The sequence below is a fragment of the Yersinia alsatica genome (assembly GCF_025133195.1).
GTDB classification, from domain to species: Bacteria; Pseudomonadota; Gammaproteobacteria; order Enterobacterales; family Enterobacteriaceae; genus Yersinia; species Yersinia alsatica.
Map to the genome: position 1 here is coordinate 3,351,277 of NZ_CP104006.1, position 16,761 is coordinate 3,368,037.

Genomic DNA, 16,761 nt, shown 5'->3' on the forward strand with positions numbered 1-16,761 from the left:
GCAGTTATCAGGCAGATAGGTTGGTCACAAAGCGGGCTAAAACGCAGCGTATTGCTGATATCCACCCGGTTTCAAGTTGCAGGTTTGTTGGCTGCACTCAATCACTCGAATAACTTGCCATCGTCCTGCAACTTGAAATCTATGGGATATAGCGTACTAGAATAATTTATTAACCTTAGAAATGACGCACAAAAGTCGAGTAATCCGGTGGCGTCACTTTGGTCGCTGATTTCAGTTGTGGTGTTCCAAGGTAGAGGAAACCGACAATTTCATCTTGCTCGCGGCAAGCAAAACCTTTGCGTACAACCGGGTGCTGAGTCCAGGAACCGGTGCGCCAGATACCATTAAAACCTTGTGCCAAGGCCGCCATTTGCATGGCTTGTACTGCACAACCGGCAGAGACAAGCTGTTCCCAATTCGGCACTTTAGGATTTTCTGTCACATGAGCAATCACGGTAATAATCAGAGGGGCGCGGAACGGTGCTTTGGTCGCTTTCTCCAACACTGCGGCATCCGAACCATCGTGTTTAACGGCATCTTGTAGCAATTGGCTAAAGCGCTCCAAACCCTCATTTTGAATTAAAACAAAGCGCCACGGCTGTAATGTGCCATGATCAGGTGCACGCATACCCGCATGGATAATATTGTCCAATGCCTCGCCCGCAGGGGCTGGTGTAGTTAAGCGAGACGCCGAACGACGATTGAGTAATAATTCCAATGCATCCATCATTTTCTCCTGATAACGATTTTCATTTTCAGCACGGTAGCATAAGTTGTCGTTTTGTTACCAGTGTTGACCTATTAGCTAGGTTTTTCGGTGATTTAAAGCTGACTTTTGTTCGTCAGGTCATTAGGATAACGATACTTGCCCGGTTTTGTTGGAGATAACATGCGCACCTTGTGGCGAATTATTGCTGGCTTTTTCAAGTGGACCTGGCGTCTGCTGAATTTTGCCAGAGAGTTTATTCTTAATCTTTTTCTAATATTGCTGATTTTAGTCGGCGTTGGTATTTACCTTCAGTTCCAAAGTAAACCGGCAGAACCGGTTAAGGGCGCACTGTTAGTTAATTTAAGTGGCGTAGTAGTTGACCAGCCCGCAGTCAATAATAAGCTGCGCCAATTGGGGCGCGAGTTATTAGGGGCATCCAGCAATCGCCTACAGGAAAACTCCCTGTTTGATATTGTAGAAACTATTCGTTTGGCGAAAACCGATAATAATATTACCGGTTTGGTATTATCACTGAGTGATTTTACCGGTACTGACCAGCCGTCGCTACAATATATCGGTAAAGCCCTGCGGGAATTCCGTGATACCGGCAAGCCGATTTATGCTATTGGCGACAGTTATAACCAAACGCAATATTATCTAGCCAGTTTTGCCAACAAAATCTATCTGTCACCGCAAGGTGCAGTCGATCTGCATGGTTTTGCCAGCAATAATCTGTATTACAAATCGTTGTTGGAAAAACTCAAAGTTACCACCAATATCTTCCGCGTAGGCACTTATAAGTCTGCGGTTGAGCCGATGATTCGTGATGATATGTCCCCCGCCGCGCGTGAGGCTGACAGCCGTTGGATTGGTGGACTGTGGCAAAACTATTTGACCGCGGTTTCCGCTAATCGGCAGTTAACGCCAGAACAATTGTTCCCAGGTGCGGCAGGAGTTATCAGTGGATTACAAGCGGCTGACGGCTCCCCTGCGCAATATGCTCTTAATAGCAAACTGGTCGATCAATTGGCTTCTCGTCCAGAGGTAGAAACCGAGCTGGTTAAAACCTTTGGCTGGGACAAAAAGAATAATGATTTCAACTACGTCAGTATTTATGACTACCAGCCAACTCCAGCCCCGCAGCAGGGCGAACAGATAGCGGTGCTCTTTGCTAACGGCGCGATCATGGATGGCCCACAAACGCCTGGAAATGTCGGCGGTGATGCACTGGCGGCGCAAATTCGCCAAGCGCGGTTAGACCCGAAAATTAAAGCGGTTATCCTGCGGGTAAACAGCCCAGGGGGCAGTGTCAGTGCCTCTGAGTTAATTCGTTCTGAGTTAGCGGCATTGCGCGCAGCCAATAAGCCATTGGTAGTGTCAATGGGTGGCATGGCGGCCTCGGGTGGCTACTGGATCTCGACTCCAGCCAACTATATTATCGCCAACCCAAGTACCTTGACCGGCTCAATTGGTATCTTCGGTGTGATTAATACATTCCAAAACTCACTGGAGAGTATTGGGGTTCATACCGATGGTGTTGCTACCTCGCCACTGGCGAATGTGTCGATGACCAAAGATTTGCCGCCTGAATTCTCCCAGATGATGCAAATCAATATCGAAAACGGCTATAAGACCTTTATCGATCTGGTGGCCACCTCACGGCACAAAACACCGGAGCAAGTCGATCAAATTGCGCAAGGCCACGTGTGGATTGGTATGGATGCCAAAAATAATGGTTTGGTAGACCAGCTCGGTGACTTCGATGATGCCGTTAAGAAAGTGGCTGAACTGGCAAAACTGAAAACCTGGCAGCTGAATTGGTTTGTTGATGAACCAAGCCTCAGCGATTTGATTTTTGGCCAAATGAGCGCGTCAGTACAGGCGATTTTACCTGCCGCAATTCAGGCCTGGTTACCTGCGCCAATCTCTGCCATGGCACAGGCCGTCAAAGATCAACCTAGTTTGCTCAATACCCTCAATGACCCGCAGAATCGCTATGCGTTATGTCTTACTTGTGGTGATGTGCGCTAGTTAATGCATTAAATTGTAGATAAATACTCCGCCCGGCACCTGCCGGGCTTTTTTTCCTCGCCAGTCACCCTATAATTCACCCATCTTATTCAGTTCGACTTTTCAGGCATATTGCTCATGCAGAAGAAATCTATTTATGTCGCCTATACTGGCGGGACTATTGGTATGCAGCGCTCGGATCACGGATACATCCCGGTTTCTGGCCACCTGCAACGCCAACTGGCGCTGATGCCTGAGTTTCATCGCCCCGAAATGCCTGATTTTACTATCCATGAATATGCTCCATTAATTGACTCCTCAGATATGACACCTGAGGATTGGCAGCATATCGCCAATGATATTCAGCAGAATTACGATTTATACGACGGTTTTGTTATTTTGCACGGCACCGACACCATGGCATTTACCGCGTCGGCCCTCTCCTTCATGCTGGAAAACTTAGCTAAACCGGTGATTGTCACGGGTTCCCAAATCCCTCTGGCCGAGCTGCGATCTGACGGGCAAACCAACTTGCTGAATGCCCTGTATCTGGCGGCTAATCATCCCGTCAATGAAGTCAGTTTGTTCTTTAATAACAAACTGTTCCGCGGCAATCGCACCACCAAAGCTCATGCCGATGGTTTTGATGCTTTTGCTTCGCCCAATCTCTCGGTGTTGCTTGAAGCGGGTATCCATATTCGTCGTATGGCCTCAGTGGAGTCACCTATCAATAATGGCCCATTGATTGTCCATAGCATCACACCGCAGCCCATTGGCGTGGTGACTATTTATCCTGGTATATCCGGTGCGGTAGTGCGTAATTTCCTCCTACAGCCAGTAAAAGCTCTTATTCTGCGATCTTATGGCGTGGGGAATGCGCCACAGAAAGCCGAGTTATTAGACGAGTTAAAAAATGCCAGCGAGCGCGGTATTGTGGTGGTGAATCTGACGCAATGTATTTCTGGCAGAGTGAACATGGAAGGATATGCGACCGGTAATGCACTGGCGCATGCGGGGGTTATCAGTGGTTTTGATATGACCGTTGAAGCCGCCCTGACAAAACTGCATTATCTGTTGAGTCAATCTCTATCCCCTGAAGATATCCGCCGGTTAATGCAACAGAACCTGCGCGGTGAATTAACTGACACTAACTGATCTGGCGGAGTTTTCATGAACGCGGCACTGCTTTTAATTGATTTGCAAAATGACTTTTGTCCGGGTGGTGCTTTGGCGGTTGGTGAAGGTGACCGGGTGATTGCGGTGGCGAATGAGGCTATGAATGCCTGTCTGGCACAAAATATACCGGTCATTGCTAGCCAGGATTGGCACCCTGCCGAACATCGGAGTTTTGCTATTAACTCCAATGCGGAGCCAGGGACGGTCGGTGAGTTAGAGGGATTAACACAAGTCTGGTGGCCAGTACATTGTGTGCAAGATAAACCCGGCGCGGCGCTGCATCCCCTGTTGAACCAAACGGCTATTACCGCGATTTTCCGTAAAGGCCAAGATCCGGATATCGACAGTTACAGTGCATTCTTCGACAATGGCCGGCGGGCAAAAACGCCACTGGATGATTGGTTGCAGCAGCACGGAATCAAAAGTTTGTTTATTATGGGGCTGGCAACTGATTACTGCGTGAAATACACCGTTTTGGATGCATTAGCCCTGGGCTATCAAACTACCGTCATCAGTGACGGTTGTCGTGGGGTAAACCTGCAACCACAAGATAGCCAACAGGCTTTTGATGCTATGCGCGATGCGGGGGCCAGCATACAGACCTTGGCGCACTTTCTTGCTGACTGAAGCGAACAACAGCTCATTGAGATTAATACTCAACGGAGCCATTATTAGCACCGTTGAGTCTTTCACTCCGGCTTCAGCTTCACCAAGGTCGGTTGGCTGAATTGCTGCTTCAGCTCTTGCTTGGATTTCATCACTATCTGGCCATCAGTACCAATGCTCATATGTTGGGCATCAGTGTTATGGCGTGCTTGCCATAGCATAACCATTTGCAGGCTATTTTCTTTCTGCTCTGGCGTGAGTGCCACGCCGTCTGGCCATTTGCCTAACTCAACGGCTTGAACCAAACGTTGATAGATTTCCGGCGTCATCACTGAAATCAGGTCTTCAAGCTCCATCAGAGCATCCTCAGGTAAATGAATAACAAGCTGAATCGATTTTTCTTGTGTCAACTAATGATCTCAGACCGCACTACCCGGCGGTCTGTTCGCCATTTTGGTCATCAACAAAATTCAGTGATGCCGAATTCACGCAGTAGCGCTCTCCGGTTGGCTGTGGGCCATCAGGAAATACATGTCCCAAATGGGCATCACAATTGCCACAGCGAATCTCGACACGATGCATATTATGAGAATAATCATCAATATAGCGAATTGAGTTAGCATCAAGAGGTTGATAGAAACTCGGCCAACCACAGCCCGAATCAAACTTGGATTCTGAGACGAAAAGCGGCTGATGGCAGCACAGGCATTGGTACACACCGTCGCGTTTGTTATGCAGTAATTTGCCGCTAAACGGCGCTTCCGTCCCCCGCTGTTGGGTGACATGACGCTGAATATCGGACAGTTTCTCAATATTTTCTGTAGGGTTCAGTTCTTTAGCCATTTGTGCGGTTCTCTGGCAGGGAATAAAGTCAACGAAAACAACGTCTAATAATAACAAAAAATTAACAACAAAGCAGTTAAAATTGTCCTAAACTGTATGCCATCGAAGCGGCAACAGTATAAATGTGATAAAAATCGCAAATATTACTGATTCTCACTTTAAACTGAATAATTCGCCCCAATATAAAAATGAGGCTAATCGTATCAGGAAACGCGCGATTAATGTTCGATCTACCTCCCCTGGTTTGATTTGTAGCAATAATTGACACGATTCCGCTTGACGCTCGGTAAGGTTTTTGTAATTTTACAACCAACCTTTTATTCACTAACAAATAGCTGGTGGAATATATGACTATCAAAGTAGGTATCAACGGTTTTGGCCGTATCGGTCGCATTGTTTTCCGTGCTGCTCAGGAACGTTCTGACATCGAAATCGTTGCAATCAACGACCTGTTGGACGCTGACTACATGGCGTACATGCTGAAATACGACTCTACCCATGGTCGTTTCGACGGTACAGTAGAAGTAAAAGACGGCCATCTGGTTGTTAACGGTAAAACCATCCGTGTTACCGCAGAGAGAGATCCGGCTAACCTGAAGTGGAACGAAGTTAACGTTGACGTTGTTGCTGAAGCAACTGGCCTGTTCCTGACCGACGAAACTGCACGTAAGCACATCGCTGCTGGCGCGAAGAAAGTGGTTCTGACTGGTCCTTCTAAAGACGACACCCCTATGTTCGTTATGGGCGTTAACCACAAGTCTTATGCGGGCCAAGAAATCGTTTCTAACGCTTCTTGCACCACTAACTGCTTGGCTCCACTGGCTAAAGTTATCAACGACAAGTTCGGTATCGTTGAAGCGCTGATGACCACTGTGCATGCAACTACCGCAACTCAGAAAACTGTTGATGGCCCGTCTCACAAAGACTGGCGCGGCGGCCGCGGTGCATCCCAGAACATCATCCCTTCTTCTACCGGTGCTGCTAAAGCAGTTGGTAAAGTTATCCCAGAACTGAACGGCAAACTGACTGGTATGGCGTTCCGCGTTCCTACCCCTAACGTTTCTGTTGTTGACCTGACTGCACGTCTGGAAAAACCTGCTTCTTACAAAGAAATCTGTGCTGCCATCAAAGCAGCTTCAGAAGGCGAGCTGAAAGGCGTTCTGGGCTACACCGAAGACGACGTTGTTTCTACCGACTTCAACGGCGAAAAACTGACTTCAGTATTCGATGCTAAAGCAGGTATCGCGCTGAATGACAACTTTGTGAAACTGGTTTCTTGGTACGATAACGAAACTGGCTACTCAAACAAAGTTCTGGATCTGATCTCTCACATCTCCAAATAATGGATTGATGTAGATTTCTGCCAAAAGCCACCCTCGGGTGGCTTTTTTATTGTCTAAAAACAGCGATATGAATGCGCCAGCTTATTAAGCTTCGACAATAAGTTGCGCAATATCAATGATTCACTACTACTCTACCCTAGGTTTGCTGCAAGATCTGACGGCTGTGATATTATCGAAAATCTGAAGTTCAATGGATCTCAAGCTCCTATTCTCATAAGGCCAAACGAATGAACGAGAAAGTATTCACCCTACCTGTTGTTGAACAAATTTCGCCTTACATCAGCCAACGCCAGTTAGATGAACTGCCAGTCGTGGTTGTTTCCCATCCGAAAGTTCGCGCCGCAGTGAGCCTGCAAGGTGCCCATTTACTGGCATTCCAGCCAAGTGGTGAACAACCGATCATCTGGTTGAGCAATAACACTCCCTTTAAAGATGGCGTCGCTATTCGTGGTGGTGTGCCTATCTGCTGGCCTTGGTTTGGTCCATCCGCACAACCTTCCCATGGCTTTGCTCGTTTGCTGCCATGGACTCTCAGCGCACACGATGAGAATGAAAATGGGGTTATCCTGACCTTCACTCTGGAAGACAGCGATGCATCACGTAAATTCTGGCCACATGCCTTCACTTTGATTGCCCGCTTCAAGCTGGGTGATGAATGTGAAATGGAATTAGAATCACACGGTGATTACGAAGCGGTTGCAGCTTTACATACCTACTTCCAGATTGGCGATATAAACCAAATTAAAATCAGTGGACTGGGTGAAAAATACCTGGATAAAGTGCTGAAAATTACTGATGCCACCCAACAAGGTGACTTAGTGTTTAATGGTCAAACTGACCGAATCTATACACAGCCAGAAGCTTATAGCCTGATCAAAGATGCCGCGCTGAAGCGCACCATTGAAGTACATCACCATCATCAAAGTGATGTTGTTGCCTGGAACCCAGGGGCTGAGCTATCAAGCAGCATGGTTGATATGCCAAATGATGGCTACAAAACTATGGTTTGCGTGGAAACTGCTCGCGTGAATAAGCCGTTGGTCGCAACACCAGACTCTCCTGCGCGTCTGGCCATGACCATCCGTAGCCGTAAAAATTCCTGATAGGGATATAAAGCGTCAGATACAACAATGGGGCTTTATGCCCCATTTTTTATGGTATCTATTTTCTCTGCGCTAAATTAGCGGAAAGTATAAGTCACACCGGTCCACAATAAGCCGCTGTAAGATGCATCTACCATTGGGCTGTTTTTTACTTCATTCGCCAAACGAATATAACGGCCGGTAAAGAAAGCATTCCAGTTTGGATTAATGTTGTAGTTAACCGACAGCTCCAGATACGGTGCCCAACTGTCATTTGGGCTGTATTCTGCTAAACCACTACGCGCCGATTCACTGCGGCTGACACCATAGTAGTAATCATTCTGATCATCACTATTCCAGCTGACACCCACACCCGGTGTCAGTGTCCAGCTATCTACACTAAAGCGATAGAGATAGGCCAGATCGCCGATAAAGCCGCCGCTGTTATCCAGCACATCGCCAGAGAACATGGCACGCAACGTCCCCCAATCCTCAATATGAGAATATGACATTCCTGCCATCATGGTACTGCGGCGTTTATCCAACTGCTTCATCTGCTGGTCATCACTGTCGCCCGGCGTAAAGTGCAGCGGCAAATAGTAAGCATCAATAGACAAGCGATTAGTATCATCTTTCCACAGGTAATAACCGGCCGCCAAAGTTCGGAAGTAGAAATTATCACTTTCATAAGAAACGATAGGCACAGGATAGACACGGTCATTCTTACCGCGGTAAGGGTCTGGACTGACTAAAGCGGAGGCCCCCAGAGACCAAGTTCCTGCCATCGCTGTTGGCATACAAACAGCGGTAGCAACAGCCAATGCTGCCAGCGTTTTTACTTGCTTCGTTTTTATGTAATGTTTTTTCACGGATTAAATCCCATTGGTAACAAAATCATGAGTTAACGTAGTGTAAATCAATTGCTTGTCCGTGGCGAAATCTTTACACATGCCAGTCTGATATCAATAGTTTCTGTACAACTTATCGCCGATAAACCACAAACTGACAACCTAAAAATTTACGTAGATTTGATTACAATAAAATAACAATATATTCAAATGGATAATCCTGATTGATCATATATAAAACACTGAGAATGAAATAAAAAATAGATTTAATTACCAAATGGTGGTTATTTATTGTACTAGCAGTGGCAAGTCTGTGATTAAGGTGAACTTGACCTTTAGAGGAGACGCGACCATAACAATAAGGTAGTAGTTTCAAAATTTTAACCCAATAAAGCGCTACTATTATTTTATGTTCCCAACCATTCAAACAGGACGGGCATCGCTATGAACATATTTGATCACTATCGCCAGCGCTATGAAGCTGCCAAGGACGAAGAGTTCACACTGCAGGAGTTCCTCACTATCTGCCAGCAAGATCGCAGTGCGTATGCCAATGCGGCTGAGCGTCTGCTGATGGCTATTGGTGAACCAGTCATGGTCGATACCGCGCTTGAGTCCCGCATGTCTCGGCTGTTCTCGAACCGAGTTATCGCCCGTTACCCTGCGTTTGAAGAATTCTATGGTATGGAAGAAGCCATAGAGCAGATCGTTTCCTATCTCAAACATGCGGCACAAGGACTGGAAGAGAAGAAACAGATTCTGTATTTATTGGGTCCAGTCGGTGGGGGTAAATCATCTCTGGCCGAACGTTTGAAAGCCCTGATGCAGCGCGTGCCAATCTATATTCTCAGTGCCAATGGCGAGCGCAGCCCAGTCAATGACCATCCTTTGTGCTTATTCAACCCGCAGGAAGATGCGGCGATTTTGGCCAAAGAATACAATATTCCTAGCCGTTATCTTGGCACTATCATGTCGCCGTGGGCGGCTAAACGCCTGCATGAATTTGGCGGTGATATTACCAAATTCAAGGTCATTAAAGTCTGGCCGTCTATCCTTGAGCAAGTAGCGATAGCGAAGACTGAACCAGGCGATGAAAACAACCAGGATATCTCAGCACTGGTCGGTAAAGTTGATATCCGTAAACTGGAGAATCACGCCCAGAACGATCCCGATGCCTATGGTTATTCCGGGGCATTGTGCCGGGCAAACCAAGGGATAATGGAATTCGTCGAGATGTTCAAAGCGCCAATTAAGGTGCTGCACCCTCTGCTGACGGCAACACAGGAAGGGAACTATAACGGTACTGAGGGGATATCTGCCCTGCCATTTAGCGGCATTATCCTCGCGCACTCTAACGAATCTGAATGGGTCACATTCCGCAATAACAAGAATAATGAGGCATTCCTTGACCGTGTGTATATCGTCAAAGTGCCTTATTGCCTGCGGGTATCGGAAGAGATAAAAATCTACGACAAGTTGTTGAATCACAGTGAGTTGACTCATGCACCTTGCGCCCCGGGCACCTTGGAAACACTGGCTCGCTTCTCGATTCTTTCGCGCATGAAAGAACCGGAAAACTCCAGTATTTACTCCAAAATGCGGGTATATGACGGTGAAAGCCTGAAAGATACTGACCCGAAAGCCAAGTCTTATCAGGAATATCGGGACTATGCCGGGGTTGATGAAGGGATGAACGGCCTTTCTACCCGTTTTGCCTTTAAAATCCTGTCGCGGGTGTTTAACTTTGACCACGCTGAGGTCGCCGCTAACCCAGTGCATCTGTTCTATGTATTGGAGCAGCAGATTGAACGTGAGCAATTCCAGCAAGATGTTGCGGAAAAATACCTCGAACATCTTAAAGGCTATCTGATCCCGAAATATGCTGAGTTTATCGGCAAAGAGATCCAGACGGCCTATCTGGAGTCTTACTCTGAGTATGGTCAGAATATTTTCGACCGCTATGTTATCTACGCCGATTTCTGGATTCAGGATCAAGAGTACCGTGACCCAGATACCGGGCAACTGTTTGACCGCGAATCACTGAATGCTGAACTGGAGAAAATTGAAAAACCAGCGGGTATCAGCAACCCGAAAGACTTCCGTAATGAAATCGTCAATTTTGTGTTGCGCGCCAGAGCGAATAACAGTGGCCGTAATCCAAACTGGACCAGTTATGAGAAGCTGCGCACGGTTATCGAGAAGAAAATGTTCTCCAACACTGAAGAGTTATTGCCGGTAATCTCCTTTAACGCCAAGACCTCAACGGATGAGCAGAAAAAACATGATGACTTTGTCGACCGAATGATGGAGAAAGGTTATACCCGCAAGCAAGTTCGTTTGCTGTGTGAATGGTATCTGCGGGTAAGAAAATCATCATAACCTGATGAGCCCCGGGAGCGTAGTCCGCTAGGTTCCCGGGGCGAATAAGGCAGCCAACACAGCAACAACGTGAGAGATGCAGGGGTTCACCTCAATAACTTTCGCGTTGTAGCAAGGCAACAACTGAGCGAAGCCCTGGGAGCGTAGTCCGCTAAGTAACGAGGGTGAGTAAAGGCGGCCAACACAGCAACAACGTGAGAGATGCAGGGGCTCGCCCCAATAACTTTCGCGTTGTAGCAAGGCGGCAACTGAGCGAAGCCCTGGGAGCTTAGTCCGCTAAGTGACTAGGGTAAGTGAAGGCGGCCAACACAGCAACGACGTGAAAGATGCAGGGGCTGGGGGAGCTATGGGCTACTTTATTGACCGACGACTCAACGGCAAAAATAAAAGCATGGTCAATCGCCAGCGCTTTTTGCGCCGCTATAAGTCGCAAATTAAACAATCTATTTCCGATGCCATCAATAAACGGTCGGTAACTGATATTGAAAGTGGCGAATCAGTCTCTATACCTATCGACGATATAAATGAGCCGATGTTCCATCAAGGGCGCGGTGGATTACGTCATCGTGTACACCCCGGTAATGATCACTTTGTGACCAATGACCGGGTGGAGCGCCCTCAAGGGGGCGGTGGCGGAAGCGGTAGTGGTAGTGGTAGTGGTCAGGGTAATGCCGGTCAGGATGGTGAAGGCGAGGATGAATTTGTCTTTCAGATTTCCAAAGACGAATATCTCGATTTACTGTTTGAAGATCTTGCGCTGCCGAATCTGAAAAAAAATCAATATAAACAACTGACTGAGTTTAAAACTCATCGCGCGGGTTATACCTCCAATGGCGTGCCAGCCAATATCAGCGTGGTGCGTTCACTGCAAAACTCACTGGCGCGTCGCACCGCGATGACGGCCAGTAAACGTCGCGAATTGCGTGAGTTGGAAGAGACTCTCACTGTATTGGAAAACTCGGAGCCCGCACAATTGCTGGAAGAAGAGCGTGTCCGCAAAGCGATTGCCGAGTTAAAACAGAAAATCGCCCGGGTACCTTTTATTGATACCTTCGATTTACGTTATAAAAATTATGAACGTCGTCCTGAGCCGTCCAGTCAGGCGGTAATGTTCTGCCTGATGGATGTGTCCGGCTCAATGGATCAGGCGACCAAAGATATGGCGAAACGGTTTTATATCCTGCTGTATCTCTTCCTGAGTCGCACTTATAAAAACGTCGATGTGGTGTATATCCGCCACCATACCCAAGCGAAAGAAGTGGATGAACAGGAGTTTTTCTATTCGCAAGAAACCGGCGGTACCATTGTCTCAAGCGCCCTAAAATTGATGGATGAAGTAGTACAGGAGCGCTATGACCCGGCACAGTGGAATATCTACGCTGCCCAAGCCTCTGATGGTGATAACTGGGCCGACGACTCGCCACTGTGTCATGAATTACTGGCGAAAAAGATTCTGCCCGTAGTGCGCTACTACAGCTATATCGAAATAACGCGCCGTGCTCATCAAACGTTATGGCGGGAATATGAAGACTTGCAGGCAAAATATGAAAACTTTGCCATGCAGCATATTCGTGAACCCGAAGATATTTACCCGGTATTCCGTGAGCTGTTCCATCGGCAAACCGTGGATAATTAAATTCGGCGATAAATACCCAGCCGGTTAACTCTTTCTGTTACAGAAATAGCTTTCCGGCTTTTTCATGTTCATGGGTTAGAATGACCACTCCCTGGTTATTCTCAGAGTGACGCAATGAAATGGCATGATGGATTACGCCAACCCGGCGTGTTAGCTGCATTAGCTGCCGCAATACTGTTTGGCGCCGGTACTCCGTTGGCGAAACAATTGCTCAATACTGTCAGCCCGTGGCTACTGGCGGGCTTGCTTTATCTAGGTTCTGGCGCAGGTCTGGCGCTCTATCGGTTAATCACTCGCCCAGCGGCTGTCCGCCTGCCCCGCAATGAACTCCTGTGGTTTATTGGCGCGATTACCTCGGGTGGGATTATTGCCCCGGTATTATTAATGGTCGGTCTGACCGGAATGCCCGCCTCAGGGGCTTCACTGCTACTCAATGCTGAGGGGGTATTTACTGCCCTGCTCGCCTGGTTTGCTTTCAAAGAGAACTTTGACCGCCGCATTGCCTTGGGCATGATAGTTATTGTTGCCGGTGCCGCGATTTTAAGTTGGCCGGGAGAAGCACGCTTTGCCGGTTTATGGCCAACGTTAGCCATTCTCGGGGCCTGCTTCGCCTGGGGGATTGATAACAATCTGACCCGCAAAGTCTCTCTGACTGACGCTACCTGGATTGCATCAGTTAAAGGCCTGGTGGCCGGTATCGTCAACCTCAGTCTGGCTTTTGCTCTCGGTGCCACCTTACCGCCACTCACAAATTTGGCCGGCGCTTTACTGGTCGGATTTTTTGCTTATGGCGTCAGTCTGGCGCTGTTTGTCATTGGTTTACGTCATCTTGGCACCGCGCGTACCGGCGCTTATTTCTCTATTGCGCCATTTTTAGGGGCGATATTGGCGGTAGCAATGGGTGATGCGGTCACAATGCCATTAATCGTCGCTGGCCTGCTGATGGCAATAGGGATTTGGTTGCATCTGACTGAGCAACATGAGCACCCACATCACCATGATGATGTGGTACATGAGCACGAACATCTGCATGATGAACATCACCAGCATTCACATGACTTCCCTATTAGTGCGGGTGTGCCACACAAACACCGCCATCAACACCAGCCGCTAGAGCACTCTCATCCGCATTTTCCGGATTCACACCATCGCCACAAGCATTAATGAAAGTCAGCATTAATGAGAATGAGTATTAACATAAATGATAAGCAGTATTTATAAATCACCACGTTGCTGGGTATTTAATAGCGTAAATATCAGTTTGTATACTGCCGCCAGCATAATTAACCAATTAAAATCAGAATACATATCATCTGTATCGGAATAAATGCAAAAATCAATAATTATCTGAAGGGAAACTATTAATATATATAATTATTTTTATACTTTGTGACGTTCACATCAACTTAACAATTTAAAAAGATCGCCTAAAATCATTGGTTTATCCCAGTCAGTAAATCATCTAGTATAAGAACATTCTTATTTCTTATGAATTGCCGAGAAAACTGTGCGCCTCTTACTTTTACTGACGCTATTTCTGTCATTCATTCCTGTCTCTCCGGCGGCGTATAGCCCCTATGAATATAATGTTTGGCATACTCAGGGGGGAATTTTATATGGAACGACCCAAACAGCGGATAAAGAACCGGTACATATCAGCATTGCTGGCCCCACGACAAATTGGGCAAATATGGTAATTTCATTATTAGGTCATGAATCCTGTAATCTCCAGAAAACTACAACAGAGTTTTCCTTCAATAGCGATATCTATACGGTAGAATACGACTGCCTAAAAATGACCGAGCATACGGTGATCAGCTACACTCTACGTGACGCCGCTAAGGTCAATTTACTCTACGACCAACTAAAATCAGGTTTTACTGTCACGCTGGATGAACACATTCTAACATTTGAGCATCCAACCTTAGTTCGCCCAACAACTTCGCCATCTCAACAATAGTGGGCACCTGCTGATACCGTCTTATCGATCATCCAGTTGGCTAAAACGCAATTCCAGATAATCAAGCACACTGCGCACTGAGGGGAGTAACCCTCGCCGTGATGGGAACACCGCATGGATGATTTCATGGCGCAGGGACCAATCAGGTAGCAGGCGAATAAGCGCACCTGTCGTCAATTGTTCGGTCACCATCATCACCGGGAGTTGTACCGCTCCGACACCACTGAGTGCTGCACTTCGCAATGTCGTCATGTCTGCCGTCACCAATCGCGGCTGATGATAAATTGCAGCATGTGCCCCCTGCGGCCCATCTAAGTGCCAGATAAAATCTTGCTGCGGCTGCCCTAGCCCAAGGCTTGGCCACCCCGTCAAGTCAGCCGGTACCCTGACCTCCCCTTGACGCACGAGTAATTCAGGGCTGGCAACCAGACACTGACAGCGATTACCCAATACCTTCAAGACCAAATCACTGTCTTGCAATGGTGGTGGCCGAACACGAATAGCAATATCAATCGCTTCCGCTACTGGGTCCACTTGTCGGTTAGTTGATTCGAGATGAAGAGTCACCAAAGGGCAAGTGGCCATAAAATCTGCCAGCATGGTACTCACCGTCGCCTGTAACAATGCCACTGGGCAAGTCATACGCACCACACCACGGGGTTCTGCCCGGGTTAAATCAATGGATTCTTGCGCGGCTCTGGCCTCTTCCAACATCGCTTTGCAGTGTTCGTAATAGGTGCGGCCAACATCGGTCACGGCGAAGCGCCGAGTTGAGCGCTGAATTAATCGGACACCCAACCGCTCCTCTAGCAAGGCCAACCGCCGGCTCAGCTTTGATTTTGGCAGGCCCAATACTCTGGCTGCTGCACTAAATCCGCCATGCTCCACCACCTCTGCATAATAATAGAGATCATTAAGATCCTGCATAAACCGCCTCTCGACTATTGGCCGCTAATCTGATTATTGTTCTAATAATAGAACACTGATACTCAGTTTTGCTATCTACTGCTTAGATTATCCCGAATATATACTTTCTCCAACGTGTGGCCAGAGGCATAAAGCAACAGGGCTGCTATACCTTATTAATGATGTTGTAAGGAGAAAGTGATGAAAAAAGTTCAGGGTATTTATCGCGCCCCACGCCAACATTGGGTGGGTGATGGCTTCCCGGTGCGTTCACTGTTTTCATATCAGAGCCATGGCAAGCAACTGAGTCCTTTCTTGCTGCTGGACTATGCCGGGCCGATGGATTTTACCGCAACCCAGCATCGCCGTGGCGTCGGGCAGCATCCACATCGTGGCTTTGAAACCGTCACGATTGTTTACCACGGTGAAGTTGAACATCGTGACTCTACCGGCAAAGGTGGCGTTATTGGCCCCGGTGATGTGCAATGGATGACGGCAGGCGGCGGTATACTGCATGAAGAGTTTCATTCAGATGCGTTCGCACAGCGTGGTGGGGCCTTTGAAATGGTGCAATTGTGGGTCAATCTGCCCGCAAAAGACAAAATGGCAGCGCCCGGTTATCAAGCGATTCGCAGTGAAATGATTCCTCAGGTTGCATTGCCAGAAGACGCCGGCAGCCTGCGGGTGATCGCCGGTGACTATGCGGGGGAAAATGGCCCAGCCCATACATTCTCACCATTGAATGTGTGGGATATCCGGCTGAATCAGGGTAAAAGCACCGAGTTCCTACTGCCGGACGGTTGGAACACCGCACTGATTGTATTGCGGGGCACGGTGCAGGTTAATGGCGATGCCATTGCCCGCGATGCAGAAATGGTCTTGCTGGATTCTGCAGGCAGCCATGTGACTATCGAGGCCAATAATGACGCCGTGCTGTTATTACTTAGCGGCGAACCTATTGATGAGCCTATTATTGGTTATGGGCCATTTGTGATGAACACGCAGGAGCAAATTGCTGAAGCTATTGCTGATTTTAACAGTGGTCGTTTTGGTTCGATGGATGCCCAACCCTAACAACTGATCTACCCGCCATTACCTGATAACAATGTTGTCAGGTAATGGCATTTGTCTTGCTCTCAGAAAACACGCCGCTAGCAACAGACCACTCGCTATGTAATGCACGCCATAAATTCCTCTTTTTCCTCTCCGGTTATCAACTAAACTTACTGATATACGAGATATATAAAAATAATGCTGAGATAA

The 16,761-nt window shown here is 47.6% G+C and carries 15 protein-coding genes; 10 read left to right on the forward strand and 5 right to left on the reverse strand.

All coding sequences use genetic code 11. The features are described from left to right. Window positions 1-175: 175 nt before the first annotated feature. Window positions 176-727, reverse strand: coding sequence for an NAD(P)H nitroreductase (locus tag N0H69_RS14915; RefSeq protein WP_050122174.1), 552 nt, complete (start codon window positions 725-727; stop codon window positions 176-178). A 162-nt stretch (window positions 728-889) separates the two neighbouring features. Here N0H69_RS14915 and sppA point away from each other — a divergent pair, with 162 nt between their 5' ends. The 3 genes from sppA to pncA all read left to right on the forward strand — a co-directional run bounded on the left by sppA (window position 890) and on the right by pncA (window position 4,522). Next, window positions 890-2,740, forward strand: a complete 1,851-nt coding sequence (sppA, locus tag N0H69_RS14920; protein WP_050107212.1) for a signal peptide peptidase SppA — start codon at window positions 890-892, stop codon at window positions 2,738-2,740. 117 nt (window positions 2,741-2,857) lie between these two features. Beyond that, window positions 2,858-3,874, forward strand: coding sequence for an asparaginase (gene ansA / locus N0H69_RS14925; protein ID WP_050122171.1), 1,017 nt, complete (start codon window positions 2,858-2,860; stop codon window positions 3,872-3,874). A 15-nt stretch (window positions 3,875-3,889) separates the two neighbouring features. Then, entirely contained in the window at window positions 3,890-4,522 is a 633-nt protein-coding gene (gene pncA, locus N0H69_RS14930; RefSeq protein ID WP_050151738.1) for a bifunctional nicotinamidase/pyrazinamidase, read from the forward strand. Between the two features lie 62 nt (window positions 4,523-4,584). Here pncA and N0H69_RS14935 read toward each other — a convergent pair whose 3' ends face one another. Continuing rightward, window positions 4,585-4,857: a YeaC family protein gene (locus N0H69_RS14935; protein WP_050107215.1), complete on the reverse strand. Its 273-nt coding sequence runs from the start codon at window positions 4,855-4,857 to the stop codon at window positions 4,585-4,587. 73 nt (window positions 4,858-4,930) lie between these two features. Continuing rightward, on the reverse strand, window positions 4,931-5,344 hold the full coding sequence (msrB, locus tag N0H69_RS14940; RefSeq protein ID WP_050107216.1) for a peptide-methionine (R)-S-oxide reductase MsrB: 414 nt from the start codon (window positions 5,342-5,344) through the stop codon (window positions 4,931-4,933). Window positions 5,345-5,691: 347 nt separating this feature from the next. Between msrB and gapA the strand changes: the two genes are divergently transcribed. Together gapA and N0H69_RS14950 are read left to right on the forward strand one after the other, a co-directional pair. Beyond that, window positions 5,692-6,687, forward strand: coding sequence for a glyceraldehyde-3-phosphate dehydrogenase (gapA, locus tag N0H69_RS14945; RefSeq protein ID WP_004875218.1), 996 nt, complete (start codon window positions 5,692-5,694; stop codon window positions 6,685-6,687). Window positions 6,688-6,914: 227 nt separating this feature from the next. Continuing rightward, window positions 6,915-7,790: a D-hexose-6-phosphate mutarotase gene (locus tag N0H69_RS14950; RefSeq protein ID WP_050107217.1), complete on the forward strand. Its 876-nt coding sequence runs from the start codon at window positions 6,915-6,917 to the stop codon at window positions 7,788-7,790. A gap of 77 nt (window positions 7,791-7,867) precedes the next feature. Here the strand turns inward: N0H69_RS14950 and N0H69_RS14955 are convergent, their stop codons facing one another. Beyond that, complete coding sequence (locus N0H69_RS14955) at window positions 7,868-8,638, reverse strand: MipA/OmpV family protein (protein WP_050107218.1); 771 nt, start codon at window positions 8,636-8,638, stop codon at window positions 7,868-7,870. A 423-nt stretch (window positions 8,639-9,061) separates the two neighbouring features. On the opposite strand from N0H69_RS14955, the gene yeaG reads away from it, so the two are divergent. The 4 genes from yeaG to N0H69_RS14975 all read left to right on the forward strand — a co-directional run bounded on the left by yeaG (window position 9,062) and on the right by N0H69_RS14975 (window position 14,592). Continuing rightward, window positions 9,062-10,996: a protein kinase YeaG gene (gene yeaG / locus N0H69_RS14960; protein ID WP_050107219.1), complete on the forward strand. Its 1,935-nt coding sequence runs from the start codon at window positions 9,062-9,064 to the stop codon at window positions 10,994-10,996. Window positions 10,997-11,342: 346 nt separating this feature from the next. Further along, window positions 11,343-12,632, forward strand: a complete 1,290-nt coding sequence (locus tag N0H69_RS14965) for a YeaH/YhbH family protein (RefSeq protein ID WP_259705584.1) — start codon at window positions 11,343-11,345, stop codon at window positions 12,630-12,632. 114 nt (window positions 12,633-12,746) lie between these two features. Then, window positions 12,747-13,796 carry a DMT family transporter gene (locus tag N0H69_RS14970; protein ID WP_050122168.1) on the forward strand — a complete coding sequence of 350 codons (1,050 nt, stop codon included), beginning with the start codon at window positions 12,747-12,749 and terminating at the stop codon, window positions 13,794-13,796. Window positions 13,797-14,139: 343 nt separating this feature from the next. Continuing rightward, the gene (locus N0H69_RS14975; RefSeq protein WP_235895196.1) at window positions 14,140-14,592 is read left to right on the forward strand and encodes a hypothetical protein; all 453 of its coding nucleotides are present in this window, start codon (window positions 14,140-14,142) and stop codon (window positions 14,590-14,592) included. 21 nt (window positions 14,593-14,613) lie between these two features. Here N0H69_RS14975 and N0H69_RS14980 read toward each other — a convergent pair whose 3' ends face one another. Beyond that, window positions 14,614-15,519, reverse strand: coding sequence for a LysR family transcriptional regulator (locus tag N0H69_RS14980; RefSeq protein WP_050146470.1), 906 nt, complete (start codon window positions 15,517-15,519; stop codon window positions 14,614-14,616). Between the two features lie 180 nt (window positions 15,520-15,699). Here N0H69_RS14980 and N0H69_RS14985 point away from each other — a divergent pair, with 180 nt between their 5' ends. Further along, a complete protein-coding gene (locus N0H69_RS14985; protein ID WP_050122163.1) occupies window positions 15,700-16,572 on the forward strand; it encodes a pirin family protein in 873 nt (290 codons plus the stop codon). Window positions 16,573-16,761: the final 189 nt, after the last annotated feature.

Bases quoted from the DNA above. Each gene is read 5' to 3' on its own strand.
- yeaG (WP_050107219.1), top strand. From the start codon at position 9,062: ATGAACATATTTGATCACTATCGCCAGCGCTATGAAGCTGCCAAGGAC.
- N0H69_RS14985 (WP_050122163.1), top strand. From the start codon at position 15,700: ATGAAAAAAGTTCAGGGTATTTATCGCGCCCCACGCCAACATTGGGTG.
- msrB (WP_050107216.1), bottom strand. From the start codon at position 5,344: ATGGCTAAAGAACTGAACCCTACAGAAAATATTGAGAAACTGTCCGAT.
- N0H69_RS14935 (WP_050107215.1), bottom strand. From the start codon at position 4,857: ATGGAGCTTGAAGACCTGATTTCAGTGATGACGCCGGAAATCTATCAA.
- pncA (WP_050151738.1), top strand. From the start codon at position 3,890: ATGAACGCGGCACTGCTTTTAATTGATTTGCAAAATGACTTTTGTCCG.
- N0H69_RS14950 (WP_050107217.1), top strand. From the start codon at position 6,915: ATGAACGAGAAAGTATTCACCCTACCTGTTGTTGAACAAATTTCGCCT.
- ansA (WP_050122171.1), top strand. From the start codon at position 2,858: ATGCAGAAGAAATCTATTTATGTCGCCTATACTGGCGGGACTATTGGT.
- gapA (WP_004875218.1), top strand. From the start codon at position 5,692: ATGACTATCAAAGTAGGTATCAACGGTTTTGGCCGTATCGGTCGCATT.
- N0H69_RS14965 (WP_259705584.1), top strand. From the start codon at position 11,343: ATGGGCTACTTTATTGACCGACGACTCAACGGCAAAAATAAAAGCATG.
- sppA (WP_050107212.1), top strand. From the start codon at position 890: ATGCGCACCTTGTGGCGAATTATTGCTGGCTTTTTCAAGTGGACCTGG.
- N0H69_RS14980 (WP_050146470.1), bottom strand. From the start codon at position 15,519: ATGCAGGATCTTAATGATCTCTATTATTATGCAGAGGTGGTGGAGCAT.
- N0H69_RS14915 (WP_050122174.1), bottom strand. From the start codon at position 727: ATGGATGCATTGGAATTATTACTCAATCGTCGTTCGGCGTCTCGCTTA.
- N0H69_RS14970 (WP_050122168.1), top strand. From the start codon at position 12,747: ATGAAATGGCATGATGGATTACGCCAACCCGGCGTGTTAGCTGCATTA.